The 17,698-nt window shown below is 67.2% G+C and carries 18 protein-coding genes; 8 read left to right on the forward strand and 10 right to left on the reverse strand.

Annotated elements, in window-relative coordinates:
- The 5 genes from VHB27_RS14605 to VHB27_RS14625 form a co-directional block, all read left to right on the forward strand.
- Positions 1 to 253 (forward strand): aldehyde dehydrogenase family protein (locus VHB27_RS14605; RefSeq protein ID WP_325601660.1); only part of this gene is annotated, 253 nt, incomplete at its 5' end.
- Positions 254 to 314: 61 nt separating this feature from the next.
- Positions 315 to 788: a DUF779 domain-containing protein gene (locus VHB27_RS14610; protein WP_325601662.1), complete on the forward strand. Its 474-nt coding sequence runs from the start codon at positions 315 to 317 to the stop codon at positions 786 to 788.
- Positions 773 to 1,897, forward strand: a complete 1,125-nt coding sequence (locus tag VHB27_RS14615; protein WP_325601664.1) for an NAD(P) transhydrogenase subunit alpha — start codon at positions 773 to 775, stop codon at positions 1,895 to 1,897. The genes VHB27_RS14610 and VHB27_RS14615 overlap by 16 nt, the downstream gene beginning before the upstream one ends.
- A 12-nt stretch (positions 1,898 to 1,909) precedes the next feature.
- Entirely contained in the window at positions 1,910 to 2,218 is a 309-nt protein-coding gene (locus VHB27_RS14620; RefSeq protein ID WP_325601666.1) for an NAD(P) transhydrogenase subunit alpha, read from the forward strand.
- A 10-nt stretch (positions 2,219 to 2,228) separates the two neighbouring features.
- The gene (locus tag VHB27_RS14625) at positions 2,229 to 3,671 is read left to right on the forward strand and encodes an NAD(P)(+) transhydrogenase (Re/Si-specific) subunit beta (protein ID WP_325601668.1); all 1,443 of its coding nucleotides are present in this window, start codon (positions 2,229 to 2,231) and stop codon (positions 3,669 to 3,671) included.
- A 73-nt stretch (positions 3,672 to 3,744) separates the two neighbouring features.
- On the opposite strand, the gene purH is transcribed toward VHB27_RS14625, so the two are convergent.
- Complete coding sequence (gene purH, locus VHB27_RS14630; RefSeq protein WP_325601670.1) at positions 3,745 to 5,319, reverse strand: bifunctional phosphoribosylaminoimidazolecarboxamide formyltransferase/IMP cyclohydrolase; 1,575 nt, start codon at positions 5,317 to 5,319, stop codon at positions 3,745 to 3,747.
- A gap of 307 nt (positions 5,320 to 5,626) precedes the next feature.
- Between purH and VHB27_RS14635 the strand changes: the two genes are divergently transcribed.
- Both VHB27_RS14635 and VHB27_RS14640 read left to right on the forward strand, forming a co-directional pair.
- Complete coding sequence (locus VHB27_RS14635; protein ID WP_325601672.1) at positions 5,627 to 7,111, forward strand: DHA2 family efflux MFS transporter permease subunit; 1,485 nt, start codon at positions 5,627 to 5,629, stop codon at positions 7,109 to 7,111.
- 43 nt (positions 7,112 to 7,154) lie between these two features.
- Positions 7,155 to 7,787: a hypothetical protein gene (locus VHB27_RS14640; protein WP_325601674.1), complete on the forward strand. Its 633-nt coding sequence runs from the start codon at positions 7,155 to 7,157 to the stop codon at positions 7,785 to 7,787.
- Between the two features lie 105 nt (positions 7,788 to 7,892).
- Here the strand turns inward: VHB27_RS14640 and VHB27_RS14645 are convergent, their stop codons facing one another.
- The 8 genes from VHB27_RS14645 to VHB27_RS14680 all read right to left on the reverse strand — a co-directional run bounded on the left by VHB27_RS14645 (position 7,893) and on the right by VHB27_RS14680 (position 15,574).
- Positions 7,893 to 8,804, reverse strand: a complete 912-nt coding sequence (locus tag VHB27_RS14645) for an SDR family NAD(P)-dependent oxidoreductase (protein WP_325601676.1) — start codon at positions 8,802 to 8,804, stop codon at positions 7,893 to 7,895.
- A gap of 6 nt (positions 8,805 to 8,810) precedes the next feature.
- Positions 8,811 to 9,698 carry an alpha/beta hydrolase gene (locus tag VHB27_RS14650; protein WP_325601678.1) on the reverse strand — a complete coding sequence of 296 codons (888 nt, stop codon included), beginning with the start codon at positions 9,696 to 9,698 and terminating at the stop codon, positions 8,811 to 8,813.
- A 56-nt stretch (positions 9,699 to 9,754) separates the two neighbouring features.
- Complete coding sequence (locus VHB27_RS14655) at positions 9,755 to 10,492, reverse strand: enoyl-CoA hydratase/isomerase family protein (protein WP_325601680.1); 738 nt, start codon at positions 10,490 to 10,492, stop codon at positions 9,755 to 9,757.
- Between the two features lie 189 nt (positions 10,493 to 10,681).
- Positions 10,682 to 11,311 carry a uracil phosphoribosyltransferase gene (upp, locus tag VHB27_RS14660; RefSeq protein ID WP_325601682.1) on the reverse strand — a complete coding sequence of 210 codons (630 nt, stop codon included), beginning with the start codon at positions 11,309 to 11,311 and terminating at the stop codon, positions 10,682 to 10,684.
- Positions 11,311 to 12,120 (reverse strand): ABC transporter permease, encoded by an 810-nt coding sequence (locus VHB27_RS14665; protein ID WP_325601683.1) that lies wholly within the window; start codon positions 12,118 to 12,120, stop codon positions 11,311 to 11,313. The genes upp and VHB27_RS14665 overlap by 1 nt, the downstream gene beginning before the upstream one ends.
- Before the next feature lie 2 nt (positions 12,121 to 12,122).
- Positions 12,123 to 13,031, reverse strand: a complete 909-nt coding sequence (locus VHB27_RS14670; protein WP_325601684.1) for an ABC transporter permease — start codon at positions 13,029 to 13,031, stop codon at positions 12,123 to 12,125.
- Positions 13,021 to 14,520, reverse strand: coding sequence for a PLP-dependent aminotransferase family protein (locus VHB27_RS14675; RefSeq protein ID WP_325601686.1), 1,500 nt, complete (start codon positions 14,518 to 14,520; stop codon positions 13,021 to 13,023). The genes VHB27_RS14670 and VHB27_RS14675 overlap by 11 nt, the downstream gene beginning before the upstream one ends.
- Before the next feature lie 100 nt (positions 14,521 to 14,620).
- Entirely contained in the window at positions 14,621 to 15,574 is a 954-nt protein-coding gene (locus VHB27_RS14680) for an N-formylglutamate amidohydrolase (RefSeq protein WP_325601688.1), read from the reverse strand.
- 131 nt (positions 15,575 to 15,705) lie between these two features.
- Between VHB27_RS14680 and gpt the strand changes: the two genes are divergently transcribed.
- Positions 15,706 to 16,185, forward strand: a complete 480-nt coding sequence (gene gpt / locus VHB27_RS14685) for a xanthine phosphoribosyltransferase (RefSeq protein WP_325601690.1) — start codon at positions 15,706 to 15,708, stop codon at positions 16,183 to 16,185.
- 13 nt (positions 16,186 to 16,198) lie between these two features.
- Here gpt and VHB27_RS14690 read toward each other — a convergent pair whose 3' ends face one another.
- Entirely contained in the window at positions 16,199 to 17,623 is a 1,425-nt protein-coding gene (locus VHB27_RS14690; RefSeq protein WP_325601692.1) for a mannose-1-phosphate guanylyltransferase/mannose-6-phosphate isomerase, read from the reverse strand.
- Positions 17,624 to 17,698: the final 75 nt, after the last annotated feature.

Here is a 17,698-nt window from a genome sequence, read left to right on the forward strand (position 1 = left end):
CAACGACACGGTCTATGGCCTTGGCGCCGGCGTGTGGTCGCGGAATGTCAACAATCTCTATCGCGTCGGACGCGGCATCCAGGCGGGGCGTGTGTGGACGAACTGCTACCACGTCTATCCGGCGCATGCGGCGTTCGGCGGCTACAAGGAATCCGGCTTCGGCCGCGAGACCCACAAGCTGATCATGGATCACTACCAGCAGACGAAAAACCTGCTGGTGAGCTACAGCCCCAACGCCATGGGCCTGTTCTGATCCGGATCCCGCCGCGGGGCGTTACGGCTCCGCGGCGGGGTCATCCTGCACGGAGCCCTGCATGCCGCCACGCCTCATCTTCACGGAGCAGGCCCTCGCCTTGACCAGGAGGCTGCGCACCGAACACGGCCCCCTGATCTTCCATCTCTCCGGCGGTTGCTGCGAAGGCAGTGCGCCGATGTGCTTCCGCCAGAGCGACTTCCGGGTAGGACCGCGTGACGTGCTGCTGGGCATGGTGGATGACTGCCCGTTTTATGTCGGCGCGAGCCAATTCGATTACTGGGCTTATTGCCAATTGACGGTCGACGTCACCGAAGGCGGCGGCGACAGTTTTTCGATCGAGGCCGCGGACGGTGTCCGCTTCATCGTCCGTTCGCGCCTGTTCACTGATGAAGAGGCTGCCGCACTCGATGCGGCCGGGCCGCCTTTGAGGGGCCCGCTGCCCCAACGCGCCGACGCAGCGCGGCAGCAATCGACGACAACCTCGCAACCGGGCGCCGACCACCGCGGAGTTTTGCCATGCCGATCAAGATAGCTGTCCTCAAGGAAACGCGCAGCGGGGAGCAGCGGGTGGCGCTGGTGCCGGCCGTCGCGGAGCGTGTCATCAAGCTCGGGGCAACGGTCGCGATCCAGGCGGGCGCCGGCGACGCCATCAAACTGCCCGATGCAGCGTTCCACGGCGTGACAGTTATCAACGATACGAAACTATTGGTCAGTGACGCGGACATCGTGCTCGCCGTGCAGCCGCCGCCCCTGGAGACCATCCGGGCGATGCGCGAAGGCGCGATATTGATCTCCTTCGTCTATGCGGACAAGGAAACCGAACTCGTGGCGCTTCTGCGCGCGCGGAAGATCACCTGCTTCGCCATGGAGCGGGTGCCGCGCATTTCGCGCGCCCAGGCGATGGACGCCTTGTCGAGTCAGGCAGCGCTCTCCGGCTATTACGCGACGCTGCTGGGTGCCACGCATCTCGCCCGTATCCTGCCGCGCATGACCACCGCCGTGGGCACGCTGCGCGCGGCCACCGTCCTTGTCATGGGGCTTGGCGTGGCAGGCTTGCAGGCGCTTGCCACCGCGCACCGGCTTGGCGCCGTGGTCGAAGGCTATGACGTGCGCCCGGAGACGAAGGAGGAGGCCGCATCGGTCGGTGCCAAGTTCGTAGATACAGGCGTCGATGCCCGCGGCCAAGGCGGCTATGCGCGTGAGCTGACCGATGCCGAGAAGCAGAAAGTTGCATCGGTTCTTACTTCACACATCCAGCAGGCCGACGTCATCATCACCACGGCGTCCGTCCCTGGCCGACAGGCGCCGCGACTGATCAGCAAGGACCAGGTCGCGGGCATGAAGGCGGGATCGGTCATCATAGACCTTGCGGCCGAGAGCGGCGGAAATTGCGAGCTGACCCGTCCCGGCGAGACGATCCGTACCGGCCAGGTGACCATCGTCGGTCCGCTCAATGTCCCCTCCATGCTCGGTGAGCATGCGAGTGAGCTCTATGCCAAGAACCTGCTCAGTTTCCTCGAGCTGCTGATCCACGATGGAACGTTGGCTCCGGACTGGTCGGACGAGGTCATCGCAAAGACGGCTTTGACGGGTGGCACCGCGCCAGGGGCCGCGGAGCCGCAACTTACGATCGCAAGCTGAAGGAGCGCGCTGATGGATACGCATATGGCGATCACGGGCTTCGTTGCCCTGTATATTTTCATGCTGGCCGCCTTCACCGGGTACGAGGTGATCTCGCGCGTTCCGGCCATCCTGCATACGCCGCTGATGTCCGGCTCGAACTTCGTCCATGGCATCGTCGTGGTCGGGGCGATCTATGCGTTGCTCAACGCGACCTCACCCGTCGAGCAGGTCATCGGCTTTCTCGGCGTCTTGCTGGGCGCTGCGAACGCGGGCGGCGGCTACGTGGTGACGGAGCGGATGCTTGAGATGTTCAAGCCGAGCAGCGCGCGCAAGGGCTGAGGAGCTTGCCATGAACCCGTACTGGATCATCGACCCCGCCGGCTTCATCGCCGCGGTTCTGTTCATCTATGGCCTGAAGCGCATGTCCTCGCCCGTCACCGCGCGGTCCGGGATCGTCGTGGCCGGCGTCGGGATGCTTGTCGCGGTGCTGGCATCGTTCCTCTACGTGCTGGCCCTCGACCCGGCCGCGGAAGCCCAGCGCGCCGTGAACGTGACACTGGCCGTGGTGGCGCTCGGCATGGGGCTTGGCTGGGCGTGGTGGCGCGGCCGCTCCGTGGCGATCACGGCCATGCCGCAGATGGTCGCCCTGTACAACGGGATGGGCGGCGGCGCCGCTGCGGCGATCGCGGCCGTCGAGCTGTTCGGCGGGCGGCGGCACGACCTCACGCTGCTCATCATCACCGTCATCGGCGCGCTGATCGGATCGATCTCGCTGTCGGGGTCCGTGATCGCCTGGGGCAAGCTCGATGGGCGGATCAACAAGCCGTGGCGCTTCGGCGGCCAGCAGGCCTTGAACGTGTTCGTCTTCCTGGTCGCGATCGCGGTGGGTCTCTACGTGGCGATTGCCGCGCCTGGCCCCTATACCGCGGTGCTTACGGCAGCCTTCTTCGTCGTGGCGCTTCTGTTCGGCGTCCTCATGACGATGCCGATCGGCGGCGCCGACATGCCGGTGGTGATCTCGCTCTACAACGCCTTCACCGGCCTCGCGGTCGGCCTCGAAGGCTTGGTGCTGCAGAATCCGGCCCTGATGATCGCCGGCATGGTCGTGGGTTCGGCCGGCACGCTGCTCACGCTTCTCATGGCCAAGGCGATGAACCGCTCGATCTCCAACGTGCTGTTCTCGAATTTCGGCGATGTCAGCCTGGAGCAGCAGGGCGAGATCAAGGGGCGACTCAAACCCGTCGAAGCGAGCGATGCGGCGATTGCCATGCGCTACGCCTCCAAGGTCATCATCGTGCCGGGCTATGGCCTCGCCGCGGCCCAGGCGCAGCAGCGGCTCTATGAGTTCGTCAAGCTCCTGCAGGCCGCCGGCGTGGAGGTGAAGTTCGCGGTCCATCCGGTCGCGGGACGCATGCCTGGCCACATGGACGTGCTGCTGGCGGAGGCCGGCGTGCCCTATGACCTCATTCACGAGATGGACGAGATCAACGAGGAATTCAGCACGACCGATGTGGCGCTCGTCATCGGCGCCAATGACGTCGTCAATCCGGCCGCCCGGACGAACAAGACCTCGCCGATCTATGGCATGCCGATCCTCAATGTCGACCAGGCGCACCAGATCTACGTGATCAAGCGCGGCCAGGGCAAAGGCTATGCCGGCGTCGAGAACGAGCTTTTCTATGCCGACAACTGCAACATGGTCTACGGCGACGCCCAGGCCGTGCTTGGAAAGATGGTGCTGGCGGTGAAGGACCTGGTTGCGAGCGGCGCCCCGGCTCAGGCCGCGGCCTGAGCCGGGCGGTTCAGGCATCCGCTAGCCGGGTCGCGACGCGAAGGGCGGCAGGTGAAGCGAGACTTCGCGCGGCTCAGTGCCGGAAGTGCCGCATGCCGGTGAACACCATCGCCACGCCGGCCTTGTCCGCCGCTTCGATCACCTCGTTGTCCCGGATCGACCCGCCGGGCTGGATCACGGCCGTCGCGCCGGCGGCGATCGCGGCTTCCAGACCGTCGGCGAAGGGGAAGAACGCGTCGGAGGCGACGACGCTGCCCTCGGTCAGGCGGTCGGGCAGGCCGGCGGCCTTGGCCGCTTCCTCGCTTTTCCAGGCGGCGATGCGGGCGCTGTCGACCCGGCTCATTTGCCCGGCGCCGATGCCGACCGTGGCGCCGGCCTTGGCATAGACGATCGCGTTCGACTTCACGTGCTTGCAGACGCGGAAGGCGAACAGCAGGTCCTGGATTTCCGCCGGGGTGGGTGCGCGCTTCGTCACCACCTTGATGTCGCCGGCGCCGATCCGGCCCGAATCGCGGGTCTGCGCCAGGAATCCGCCGGACAGGCTGCGGAAGGTCATGCCGGCCGCCGCCGGATCGGGCACGCCGCCGGTCAGCAGCAGCCGCAGGTTCTTCTTCGCCGCCAGGATCGTCCTCGCCTCTTCGTCGGCGTCGGGTGCGATGATGACCTCGGTGAAGATCGAGGCGACCTTGGCCGCGGTCGCGCCGTCCAGCGTGCGATTGACCGCGACGATGCCGCCGAAGGCCGAAACCGGGTCGCAGCGCAGCGCGGCGGCCCAGGCGCCGGCCAGCGTGTCGGCGGTGGCGATGCCGCAAGGGTTGGCGTGCTTGACGATGACGACGGTCGGGGCGTCGAACTCGGCCACGCATTCGAACGCGGCGTCGGTGTCGTTCAGGTTGTTGTAGGACAGCTCCTTGCCCTGCACCTGCGACGCCGTTGCGACGCCGGGACGGTCGCCGGTGGCGTAGAAGGCCGCTTTCTGGTGCGGATTCTCGCCATAGCGCAGCGTCTGGCGCAGCGTGCCGGAGACGGCGAAGCGGCGCGGGAACGTCTCCTGCCGCTGTTCGGCGAACCAGGCGGCGATGGCGGCGTCATAGGCGGCGGTGCGGGCATAGGCCTCGCCCGCCAGCCGGCGGCGCAGCGCCAGGCCGGTGCCGCCCTGGGCGTCCAGCGCTGCCAGGACCTCCGCATACTGGTCCGGCTCCGTCAGCACCGTCACGAAATCATGGTTCTTCGCCGCCGCTCGGATCAGCGCAGGGCCGCCGATGTCGATGTTCTCCACGCAGTCGTCGAACGAGGCGCCGCGGGCGACCGTGGCCTCGAACGGGTAGAGGTTGACGGCGACCAGGTCGATCGGCGCGATCTTGTGGTCCGCCATCTGCGCCATGTGGGTCGCGTCGTCCCGCCGGCCGAGGATGCCACCATGGATCTGCGGCACCAGCGTCTTGACGCGGCCGTCCATGATCTCGGGGAAGCCGGTATGGTCGGAGACGTCCTTGACCGGCACGCCGGCATCGCGCAGCGCCTTGGCGGAGCCGCCGGTGGACAGGATCTCGATCTCTTTCGCCGCCAGGGCCTTGCCGAAGTCGACCAGGCCAGTCTTGTCGGAGACAGAGATCAGGGCACGCTTGATCGGGACGATGTCGCTCATGCGCGGGCGAATAGACCCGAGCGGAGGCGGCGGCAAGCGTATCCGTGGAATAGGAGGTCCGAGGCGGGCGGGGGTGCCGGAGTCACTGCACGCGCCGTGTCGGTTGCGGAAAGGCAAGGCTGCCGAAACCGGGGCCATCGCCTTGCGGATGGCTGCCATGCCGGGTTTGACCCGATGTGCTCTTCCCGGCACCATCCGATTGGTAGGGGATCGTCGCAAGAAGCAGATTCGGATGGGAAACTCGGCTTTATCGGACGGCGCGGGCGCGGCCGCGGGCGACCCGGCTGATCATGTGCCCCATCGGGGGATGATCACCACCTGCGCCATCGGCGCCACGATCCTGCAATCGTTGGACCAGACGATCGCCAACGTCGCGATGCCCTATATGCAGGGGAGCTTTTCGGCCAGCTTCGACGAGATCACCTGGATCCTGACCTCTTACATCACCGCCGCGGCGATCATGACCGCGCCGGTGGGTTGGCTGGCGGTCCGGTTCGGCCGCAAGCCGCTTTATGTCGGCTGCATCATCGGGTTCACCGTCGCGTCGATGCTGTGCGGCGCGGCCCAGTCGCTGACGCAGATCGTCGGCTTCCGGCTGCTGCAGGGCATGTTCAGCGCCGCGCTGGTGCCGCTGTCCCAGGCGACGCTGCTGGATATCTACCCCGCGCACCGTCGAGGCTTCGCCATGGCGGTCTGGGGCATGGGGGTGATGATCGGCCCGATCATGGGGCCAACGGTGGGCGGGTTCCTGACAGAGCACTACAACTGGCGCTACGTTTTCTACATCAACCTGCCGTTCGGCGTGCTGGCGGCCGGGGGGCTGATGGTGTTCATGCCGCACACTTTCGGCGTCAACCGGCTGCGCTTCGACTGGCTGGGTTTCGCCGTGCTGTCGGCCGGGATCGGCGGATTGCAGTTGATGCTGGACCGGGGGCAGGAGCTGGACTGGTTCTATTCGACCGAGATCATCGTAGAGGCCGTCCTGGCGGGCCTGGGCATCTACCTGTTCCTGATCCACATGATGTCCGCCCGCCAGCCTCTGATCCGACCTATCTTGTTCCGAGATCGGAATTTTTCGCTCGGCCTGGTGATGATGTTCGCCGTCGGCACGCTGCTGGTGTCCAGCCTGGCGCTGATGACGCCCTGGCTGCAGGGGCTGAGCAACTATCCGGTCGAGACGGCCGGCCTGGTGATGGCGCCGCGCGGCCTGGGCAACCTGGCGATGATCATGCTGGCCGGGCGGCTGTCGTCGCGGATGGACCCCCGATACCTGGTGGGGGCCGGCATCCTGATGATCTGCGCCTCGTTCTACGTCATGACGGGCTGGACGCCGGACGTGTCGCAGTGGGACATCATCGTTACCATCATGCTGCAAGGCGGCGGGATGGGGTTGTTCTTCACGCCGCTGCAGGTGCTGTCCTTCGCGACGCTGCCGGCCGAGATGCGGACCGAGGGGGCGGCGTTGTTCAGCCTGCTGCGCAACATCGGCGCCGCGATCGGGGTATCGGTCACCTCGACCATGCTGGCACGCAACGCCCAGGCGCTGCACGAGATCATCGGCGCACAGGTGAATCCGTTCAACCGGGCCCTGGCGGCGATCGGGATGTGGAACCCGATGACGGGGCACGGCGCGGCGATCCTGGACCAGGAAGTGAACCGCCAGGCGCAGATCATTGCTTACGCGGATGATTACGTTATGCTGATCTGTACCACGCTGCCGATCGTTCTGTTGTTGTTCATGATGCGCCGGCCGCGCCACGTGGCGGCGGCGGACATGGAGCCCGTGGAGTAAGGGCCGGCCGGTCAAGCAGCGTCAGGCAGGGGGTTCCACGGAAATGGAAGCCATCGGCGAAGTCGTCGGGAAGATCCTGAGTGCACCGACCGGATCGTTGCTTCTGGTCGCCGGCATCCTATTCCTGCTGATCGCCGTAGTCGGCAATATCAGCGGCAGGATCGAGCCGGGGCCGATCGGCCGCGTGGCAGGCGGCGTGCTGGGCGCGATCATGGTGATCGGCGGCTTGACGATCTTTGCCGTTCCGGGCCCTGGCGTGACGGACGCCCAATCGACAAAGCCGGACGCTGCCAAGCGGGATCCCGCGCCAGCCCCGACGCAACCCGGCAAGACGACAGCCGCACCGGCGCCAAGTCCGGCGTTGGCCGGCCGATGCGCGTCCTACCTCGATGACATCGTCTCCAACAATCGCGACGAACGGGTGAAAGCGCAGGCGAAGCTGATACAGCAATGCGCGTCCGATGCGGCGGCGGTGTCCCTGGCCATCGACAAGGCGCAGGCGAACATGGGGAACAAGGCGGCGGTGTACGACGTGCTGTCCTATCTCGACAAAGTATCGGACAGCGCAATGAGCGACCCGGCGCTGCGGCGGAAGATCCACGATTTCGCCGTTGCCGCCGCAGGCAACAGCGCGGACAGCGCCGCGATCTCCAGTCACCTGCAGGCGCGTTACTGACGATCGGGTGCTTGGCCGCGGATGCATCGTCGCGGATGCAGGACCGTGGGCGCATCACCTGCCGGGCGCATGGCCGGCACAAGACCGGCCGTCACCGACCCGATATCACTTCACCCGTCCCATCTCCCGCAGTTTCTCGACGACGTTGCCCATCATGCCGAAATAGGGTTTTGCCTGCGAAAGGTCGCGGATCCTGTCCAGGTTGTCCCGGATCATCTCGATCGATACCGGCTTCGCCGGGTCGAACTGCACGCCCTCGCTGACGAAATACTGCACCCGCGCATAGCCGGCCGCCGTCGCCGCGAAGATTTCGCCGGTCTGGTCGCAATCTTCGTGGCACAGCCAGGCCACCATCGGCGACACGAGTTCCGGCTTCATCCAGGGCGCCATGTCAGGCGGCAGCAACGATTCCGTCATCCGCGTATAGGCCGAGGGAGAGATCGCATTCAGGCGGATATTGTATTTCGCGCCTTCGAACCGCAGCACGTTGATCAGCCCGTTCACCGCCATTTTCGCCGCGCCGTAATTGGCCTGGCCGAAATTGCCGACGGTGCCGGACCCCGACGTCGTCACGACGATCCGTCCAAAGGTTTGCTTGCGCATGATCGGCCAGGCCGCTTTCACGCAGTAGACGGTACCGAAATGATGCACCTGGTTGACGAACTCATAGTCCTCCAGGGTCATGTTGTTGAACGCCTTGTCGCGCAGGATGCCGGCGTTGCAGACCAGCGCGTCCAGCCGGCCCCAGGTATTGATCGCGGTGTCGATGATGCTCTGCGCCGACGCCGCCTCGGCGACCGAGGCATAGCTGGCCACTGCCTCGCCGCCGGCTGCCTTGATCTCGGCGACGACCTTGTCGGCCACGGTCGCGGCGCCGCCGGTGCCGTCGACCGATCCGCCCGGATCGTTCACCACCACCTTCGCCCCGCGTGAGGCCAGCAGCAGCGCGTGCTGGCGTCCCAGCCCCGTACCGGCGCCGGTGACGATCGCCACGCGTCCATCGAAACGAATATCCATGACCGTTCAGCCCTCCAGATGGTTCTTGATGAAAGTACCGCCGGCCTCCAAGGCGCGCCGGCCGGCGCCGAGGACCTGGTGGTATTGGTGCCAGACATGGATCATCTCGGGCCAGACCTGCAGGTCGACCGGGACGTCCGCCTTCCCGGCCTCCCGCGCGAGCCAGAGCGCGTCGTCCAGCAGGGTTTCGACGGCGCCCACCTGGATGAACAAAGGCGGCAGGCCGCGCAGGTCGCCGTAGACGGGTGCGGCATGCGGATGGCGGGGGTCGGCCCCGTTCAGATAGAGGGCCGCCAGGTCCAGGATTCCCGCCTTCTGCACCGTCGGGTCGGTTTCGGCACGATCGGTGAAGGACGCCGACCGCGCCTCCATGTCCACCCACGGGCTGATGCACCAGCCGCAGGCGGGCAGCGTCAGTCCGGCGTCGCGGATCGCCAGCATGGCGGCCACGACCAGCCCGCCGCCGGCGCTGTCGCCGGCCAAGGCGACGTTGCCCGGCCTGATGCCGCGGCCGAGGAGGAAGCGATAGGCGGCCACGCTGTCCTCGACCGGCGCCGGAAACGGATGTTCGGGCGCCAGGCGGTAGTCGATCGCGAGGACGCGCGTGCCGGCTTGCCGCCCCGCCTCGGCGGCGACGTGCCGGTGGCTGTCCAGCGATCCGAAGACGTAGCCGCCGCCGTGCAGATACAGGATGACCCGATCGGCGGCAGAATCGGGCGTCGAGGTCCATTCCGCCGGCACGCCGCCGGCATCGATCTTCTCCACCCGCACATCGGCCGGCAGTCGGAAGGACTTGCCGCGCGCGTCGCTGTCGATGCGGCGTTGGGCGATGTCCGTCGCGCCGGTGCGGGCGGCGATCTGTTCGCGGATGGCGATGATTTCCGGATCGGCCATTGACGTTCCTCCGTATTATCGAACCGATGATGGCTGGGGCCGGCGGCGCGTCTTTCTTACCGGCCCTTGAAGCGGGGCTTGCGCTTTTCCTTCCAGGCCTGGATGCCTTCCTGCAGGTCCTCCGACTGGCGCACGCCGGCGATGGTCTGGCTGATGCCGACCATGCGCTCGATCGGGCCCGCCGGCAGGACCTCGGCGACCAGGCGCTTGAGCGCACCGATCACCAGCGGGGCGCTGTCCAGAAGCTGTTCGGCCATGGCCAGCGCTTCGGCCTCGTGCTCCCCGTTCGGGACCAGACGGTTGACGAAGCCGACGTCATAGGCCCGCTTGGCGGGGATCTTCGCGCCCAGCAGCATGATCTCCATCGCCAGGTGATGCGGTATCCGGCCGGCCAGCGAGCTGATGCCGCCGGCGGTCGTCCCCAGCTTGGCTTCCGGATAGTAGAACTGGGTGTCCTCGGTGGAGACGAGCATGTCGCACATCATCACCATGACGATGCCGCCGCCGACGACCCAGCCGGTGGTGGCGGCGATGATCGGCTTCTCGGTCTGGAAGCCGACGGAGGGGATCGCCCGCCACAGTTCCGGCAGGTCGCTGACATCCGCCCCGGACGAGAACGCTCGGGTTCCCACCGACGACAGGATGGCGACCTTCTGTTCCGGATCGGCGTCGAAGGCCTTGAAGGCCTGCTGCATCTCGACGGCAACGGCCTGGCTGATGGCGTTCAGCCGCTCCGGCCGGTTGATGCGGATGATGGAGATGCCTCCGCGGCGTTCGGTGGTGACGGCTGGCATTGGTGGTTTCCCCCAGGGTGGTTTCGGGGGACGGTAGCGGAGACGGCGCGGCCTGTCAGGTGGCTGCCCGGGGTGGGGATTCCGACCAGGAGGCGGGGCTGCGCGGCAGCCGCTGTGTCGGGTCGTAGACCGGGATCCGGTGCGGCGCGGTGTCGCACCACCGCTGCCGTTCGGCCGGCGATCCAACCCTTACCGGGTGCCGTAGAACCGGTCGCCCGCGTCGCCCAGGCCGGGACGGATATAGCCGTTGCCGTCCAGTTGCCGGTCCAGCGCGCCAGTGTAGACCGGCACGTCGGGATGCGCCTGGGTGAAGGTCGCCACTCCCTCGGGCGCGGCCAGCAGGCAGACGAACTTCATCTGCTTCACTCCCGCCTCCTTCAGCCGCGTCGCCGCGGCGACGGCCGAGTTCCCGGTGGCCAGCATCGGATCGACCAGGATGCACAGCCGCTCCGCCACGTCGGTCGGCAGCTTCAGGTAGTATTCTACCGGCCGCAGCGTCGCGTGGTCGCGGTACAGGCCGATATGGCCGACGCGGGCCGAGGGCACCAGGTCCAGCATCCCTTCCAGGATGCCGTTGCCGGCGCGCAGGATCGACACCAAGCAGAGCTTCTTCCCCGTCAGGTATTCCGATCGCATCGGCTCCAGCGGTGTTTCGATGTCGATCCATTCCAACGGCAGGTCGCGCGTGACCTCGTAGGCCATCAGCATGGAAATCTCGCGCGCCACCTGACGGAACTTGGTGGTGGTCGTTTCCTTGTCGCGCAGCAGCGTCAGCTTATGGCGCAGCAGCGGATGATCCAGGATCGTGACGTTGGCCATTATGTTCGTTTCCGTTTCCTCGCCAGGACCTGCACCGCCAGCAGGGACACGACGATAATGACGAAGGAAAACGCCGTCGTCAGCGTCCCCAGCGCGTACAGCACCGGCGTCGTGACGCTGGTGGTCATGCCGAAGATCTCCAGCGGCAGGGTGTTGTCGCTGCCGGCGGTCAGCAGCGTGCGCGCGAATTCATCATAGGACAGGGTGAACCCGAACAGCGCGATGCCGATCACGCTGGGCAGGATGATCGGCAGCACGACATGGCGGAACGACTGCCAGCCGGATGCGCCCATGTCGCGCGCCGCTTCCTCCCACGCGCCGTTGAAGCGGTTGAACACGGCGAACATGATCAAAAGCCCGAACGGCAGCGTCCAGGTCAGTTGCGCCCCGAAGGCGGAGCTGTACCAGTCGGGATCGAGGCCAAGCTGACTGAACAGCAGGCCGACGCCGAGGCTGACGAGGATCGACGGAATGATCAGGCTCGCCACCGTCAGCGTGAACAGCGGCCCGCTGCCCCAGAACCGCTTCCGAAATGCCATGCCCGAGGCGAGCGAGACCGCCACCGTCGCCACCATCACCATCGCCGCCAGGATGAAGGAGCGGGTCAGGGATCCGCCGAAATCGCCGACTGCCTGCTCCTGGAACAGCGAACGGAACCAGTGGATGGAAAACCCGTTCATCGGGAAGGTCAGCCCGCCATCCGGTCCCTGGAAGGATAGCACGGCAATCGTCAGCGTCGGGCCGTACAGGAACAGGATGAACAGGCCCAGCACGCCCAGAAGCACCCAGCGGCGAAGCGGCGCGGCCATGCTCACAGCTCCTTCCGGATGTCGACGATGCGCAGGATGCCGGCGATCATCAGCAGCACCACCGCCAGCAGCACCACCGCGTTGGCGCAGGCCGCCGGGTATTGCAGCAGGCCGATCTGGTTGCTGATCATCAGCCCGACCGAGGCGCTCTGCCCGCCGCTCATGAGCCGCACCGTGATGAAGTCGCCCATCACCATGGTGACGACGAAGATCGAGCCGATGGCGATGCCGGATTTCGACAGCGGCAGGATCACCTGCGTCACCGTCGTCCACCAGCCGGCGCCGTTGTCGAGTGCGGCCTCCAGCAGGCGGCGGTCGATGCGCATCATGGTGTTGAAGATCGGCGTGACCATGAACAGCACATACAAATGGACATAGGCCAGCACGACCGCGAAGTCCGAGAACAGCAGGAACTCCAGCGGTTTGTGGATCAGCCCCAGCGCCAGCAGGGTGCGGTTCAGCAGGCCCTCGCGTCCCAGGAAGGGGATCCAGGAGATCATGCGGATGATGTTGCTGGTCAGGAACGGCACGGTGCAGACCAGGAACAGCACCATCTGGGTCGTCTTGCTGCGAATTTCGAATGCCAGGACATAGGCCACGGTGAAGCCCAGCACCGCGGTCACCGCCCAGACGATGGCCGTGTAGCGCAGCGTGTTCAGATAGGTCTCCCACGTCACCGAGGAGGTGAAGACGTCGTGGTAGTTGGTCAGGATGAAGGCGGGGACGATCTGCACGCTGGTGTAGTCGAAGAAGCTGACGACGATCAGCACGATCATCGGCACCAGCAGGAAGACCGACAGAATCAGCCCGAGCGGCAGGGCCTGCAGGATGGGAAGAAGGCTTTGGCGGAGGGAGCCGACGGCGCGTCGCCGCCGCACCGGTTCCGTCGCGCTGGAGGTGTCACGCGGCATCGATGACCTGCTTCAATTTGCTCACGATATCGTCGGCCTGGTCTGCCGGAATATTACTGTAAGCAAGAAGCAGGCCTTGTCCCTGGCCATGCGCGGCGGCCAGGGACGAGAGCGCGACCGGCGCCAGGCCGGCGGCCGCTGCCCGTTTCGCCAGCACCGTATCGTCGGGGGCATCCGGGAAACGGGCGATCAAATGCAGGCCGCCCTGGGAAAGGCCCTGGGGAAGGCCCTGGGAAAGGCCCTGGGGGATGGCCTGGGGAATGTTCTGGGGAATGCCCTGGGAGACACCCCGGCGAACGTCTTGGGGCAGGTCCGGCACGCAAGCCTCGCCGAACTGGTCCCGCAGTGCTGCGATCATCGCCCCGCGGCGCTCCGCGTAGAGGCGCCGCATGCGTTTGACATGGCGGGCGAAATGCCCCCTGGCGATGAAATTGGCCAAGGCCCGCTGTTCCAGCGCCGGCTGTCCCAGTGTCAGCAGTCGGGCAGCGCGCTGGAACGCCTCGCCCAATTCGTCCGGCACGACCACGTAGCCCAGGCGCAGCGCAGGGAACATCGTCTGGCTGAAGCTGCCGGCGTGGATCACCCGCCGGTCACGATCCAGGCTGTACAGGGTCGGCAGCGCCCGTCCCGCCAGGCGGAAGACGCCGTCGCTGTCGTCCTCGAGCACCCAGGCGCCGGTCTCCGACGCCCAGGTCAGCAGCTCCAGCCGCCGGGGCAGGGACAGCGCCACGCCGGTCGGATAGTGATGGGCCGGATTGACGACCACGAGCTTCGCTTTCGGCGCGGCGGCGATGCCGGAGGCGACGCGCAGCCCGTCGCCATCCATGCGCACCGGGACGACGCGGGCGCCGGCGGCCTCCAGCGCCTGGCGGACCGGCGGGTGGCCGGGATCCTCGATCCACACGGGATCGCCCCGGGCCAGCAGCACGCCGCGGGCCAGGGTCAGCGCGCCTTGGAAGCCGGCCGTCACGATGACGCTGCCGGCGGAGCACGGCACGCCGCGCTGGGTCGTGAGCCAGCCCGCGATCGCCGCCCGCAGCACCCCCACCCCCGCCGGGTCCGGGTCCGCTCGGTCGGCCGGCGCCAGGTCGCGTGCTGCGTCCGCCAGCAACCGGTTCCAAAGGGGGGCAGGGAAGGCGTCGAGCGCCGGCAGCCTGGGCCGCAGCGGGATCGGCGGAGGCAACTGAGCCGAGGTGCAGGCGAACATGAAGGGGGTCGACGCAGCCGGCACGCGCGGCGCGCCCGTCTTCCCCAGGACCACCGTGCCGCCGCCCCGGCGGGAGATCACGGCACCTTCGCTTGCCAGCATCGCATAGGCCGCGTCCACCGTGCCGCGCGCGACGTCGAGTTGTTGGGCCAGGACCCGGGCAGAAGGAAGGCGCTGGCCGGCACACACCTGGCCACGAGCGATGGCCGAGCGGATGGCGTCGGCGATCTGCTGGAACAGATCGGTTCCGGCGGTCTTCTCAACGGTCAGTGTCAGGGCCATGGCCCAGCCTTTTCCCCCTCAGGCGGGATTTTGTGCTATGCAATGCGGCAGGGGGCGGGCGTCAAGCGAAATACCGCCGGGCACCTTGCTGATGGCCGGATCAGCCGATCAGGTCGTGAACCTGACGGGTCGTCTCCGCGACGAGGTCGGTCATCACCGCGCGCAGGGCAGCGAAGCCGCTGCTGCGTTCCAGTCGCGTCTCGTCCATGTACAGCCCGCGGGCGATCTCGATCTGCAGCACGTGCACGTCGTCGCCTGGGCGGCCGTAATGGCGGGTGATGTAGCCCCCGGCATAGGGATCGTTGCGGCGGACCAGGTGACCCCTGGCCTGCAGGAACCCCTCGATCATCCGGGTGACGCGGGAGGCGCAGGCCGCGCCGTGCAGGTCGCCCAGCACGAAATCGGCCGGCCGCCGGCCCTGCCCGCCGGAGGGCATCGAATGGCAGTCGATCACCAGGCAATAGCCGAACCGTTCCCTGATATCGGCGATCAACCGGGCAAGCTGGTCATGGAACGGGCGCCAATAGGTGAAGATACGGCGCTCGGCTTCCCGGAAGGGCAGCTTGGCCCCATAGATCGCCTCGCCCGAGGCGACCACCTTCGCGATCGTCCCCAGCCCCGCCGAGACCCGGGTGCTGCTGGTGTTCACCCAGTCCGGGAGCGGATCGGCGAACATCGCCGGATCGAGCTCCCACGCCTCGCGGTTCACGTCGCAGAAGGCACGGGGGAAGGTGGCGGCCAGCAGGGGGGCGCCGTTGTCCGGTGCCGCCTCGAACAACTCATCGACGAAGCAGTCCTCGCTGCGGCGCAGTGCGGGGGGTGGCAAGCGGACGCCTGCCATCAGGTCGGCGGAATAGTCGCGGCCCGAATGGGGGGAGGTGAACACAACGGGCGAGAACGGCCGCTCCGGCAGCAAAAGGCGCAGCGGGCCCGCGGGTGACGGCGCGGCGACGTCGGTTGCGCACGGCTGCGTGCCGGTGGCGGCCGGCGGGGCGACAGCCGCGTCCGGCAGAGGGCCCGCGTCCAGCCGCGGCGGCGTCACATGACCATCCATGGGTCCATCAAAAGGCCAGTCGGGGCAAATGTCACTATGCCGGATCAACGGTGAAACCAAGTTGTTGGGATGGGCGCCGAAGAAACCGAAACCCTCTTGCATCGATGCCGGATTTCCGCCCACAAACCGGCATGGCAGCGCGTTACTACACCGTCACCTGGGACCAGCTTCATCGGGATGCCCGCGCCCTGGCCTGGCGCCTGATGGAAATCGGCCCGTTCGAGGGCATCGTCGCCGTCAGCCGCGGCGGCCTGATCCCCGCCGCGATCATCGCCCGGGAACTCGACCTGCGGCTGCTGGAAAGCGTCTGCGTCGTCACCTACGAGGACGAGGAGATCGGCGAGCCGAAGGTGACCAAGCCGCCCAGCGCGGCCGGCGACGGCACGGGGTTCCTGATCATCGACGACCTGGTCGATTCCGGGACCACCGCCAGGGTCGTTCGCGGGTTGCTGCCCAAGGCGCATTTCGCCTGTATCTACGCCAAGCCGGCGGGGCGGGAGACGGTGGACAGCTTCGTCACCGAAGTCTCCCAGGACACGTGGATCCTGTTCCCGTGGGACACCGAACCGCAGTTCATCGCGCCGCTCGCCCGCCGTGGGACCGCCGGTTGAGGAGAGCCCAGCTTCAGACCCGGTTGTAGGTGTCCTCCAGGCGCACGATGTCGTCTTCGCCCAGATAGGCCCCGGACTGGACCTCGATCAGCGTCAGGGGGATCTTCCCTGGGTTTTCCATGCGATGCACGCAGCCCAGCGGCAGGTAGATGCTCTCGTTCTCGCGCAGGATCACCACCTCCTGGTCGCGGGTCACGCGGGCGGTGCCGTTCACGACCACCCAGTGCTCCGCTCGGTGGTAATGGCTCTGCAACGACAATTTCCGCCCCGGTTCCACGACGATCCGTTTCACCTGGAACCGGTCGCCCTGGATCAGGCTCTCGTAATAGCCCCAGGGCCGGTATGAGCGGTTATGCGCCGTCGCCTCCGGCCGGCCGTCGGCCTTCAGCCGGTCGACCACCTTCTTGACGTCCTGCGCCATGGAGCGGTGCATCGCCAGCACCGCGTCTTCGGTCACCACCACCACGGCATCCTGCAGCCCGACCACGGCGGCCAGCATGCCGTCGCTGCGGACGTAGCAGTTCTGCGCGCCTTCCAGCACCACGTCGCCCACCGCGACGTTGCCGGCGTCGTCCTTCTCGCCCAGGTCCCAAAGCGCGCTCCAGCTTCCCACGTCGGACCAGCCGAGGTCGGCCGGCACCACGGCCGCCTTCCGGGTCCGCTCCGCCACCGCGTAGTCCAGGCTGATCGACGGGGCCGCCGCGAAGGCCTCGGCGCCCAGGCGGATGAAGTCGAGGTCGGTGGTCCGCGCCTTCACCGCCGCCTGGACCGGCGGCAGCACGGCGGGGGCGTGCGCCTCCATCTCCCGCAGCAGGGTACGGGCGGTGAAGACGAACATGCCGGAGTTCCACAGGTGCCGCCCATCCGCTGCGAACCGCTCGGCCGTCGCGGCATCCGGCTTCTCGTGGAACCGCGCCACGGCGTGGACACCCTCGGCGTCGGGCAGCTTCTCCCCGATTTCGATATAGCCATAGCCGGTCTCGGGCGCCGTCGGCTTCATCCCGAAGGTCACGACGTAGCCAGCCCGAGCGGCGGTGACCGCGGCGTCGAGGGCGGCGTAAAGGGCGGGAAGGTCGGCGATCGAGGCGTCCGCCGCCATCATCCACAGCACCGCGTCCGGGTCTTCCTCGGCCACCAACTCGGCCGCCGCGGCGATGGCCGGGGCGCTGTTGCGGCCAACCGGTTCCAGCACGATGCGGGCGTCGTGCACGCCGACGGCCCGGAGCTGTTCGGCGATCAGGAAACGGTGTTCCTGGTTGCAGACCACCACGGGCGGGGCGATGGTGGGTCCGGCGGCCCGAGCGGCGGTTTCCTGCATCATGGTACGGTCCGACACCAGGGGCCAGAGCTGCTTGGGGAAGCTCTCACGCGACACCGGCCAAAGCCGCGTGCCGGAACCGCCGGACAGGATGACGGGTACTATGCGCTGATCGGACATGGTGCTCCACCGGGGGGACGATGATCGCTTCTTGCCTGCACAGCCCGGCCAATGCCAAGCTTCTTGTGCGGCCAA

The sequence above is a fragment of the Rhodopila sp. genome (assembly GCF_035548235.1).
Taxonomy (GTDB): domain Bacteria; phylum Pseudomonadota; class Alphaproteobacteria; order Acetobacterales; family Acetobacteraceae; genus Rhodopila.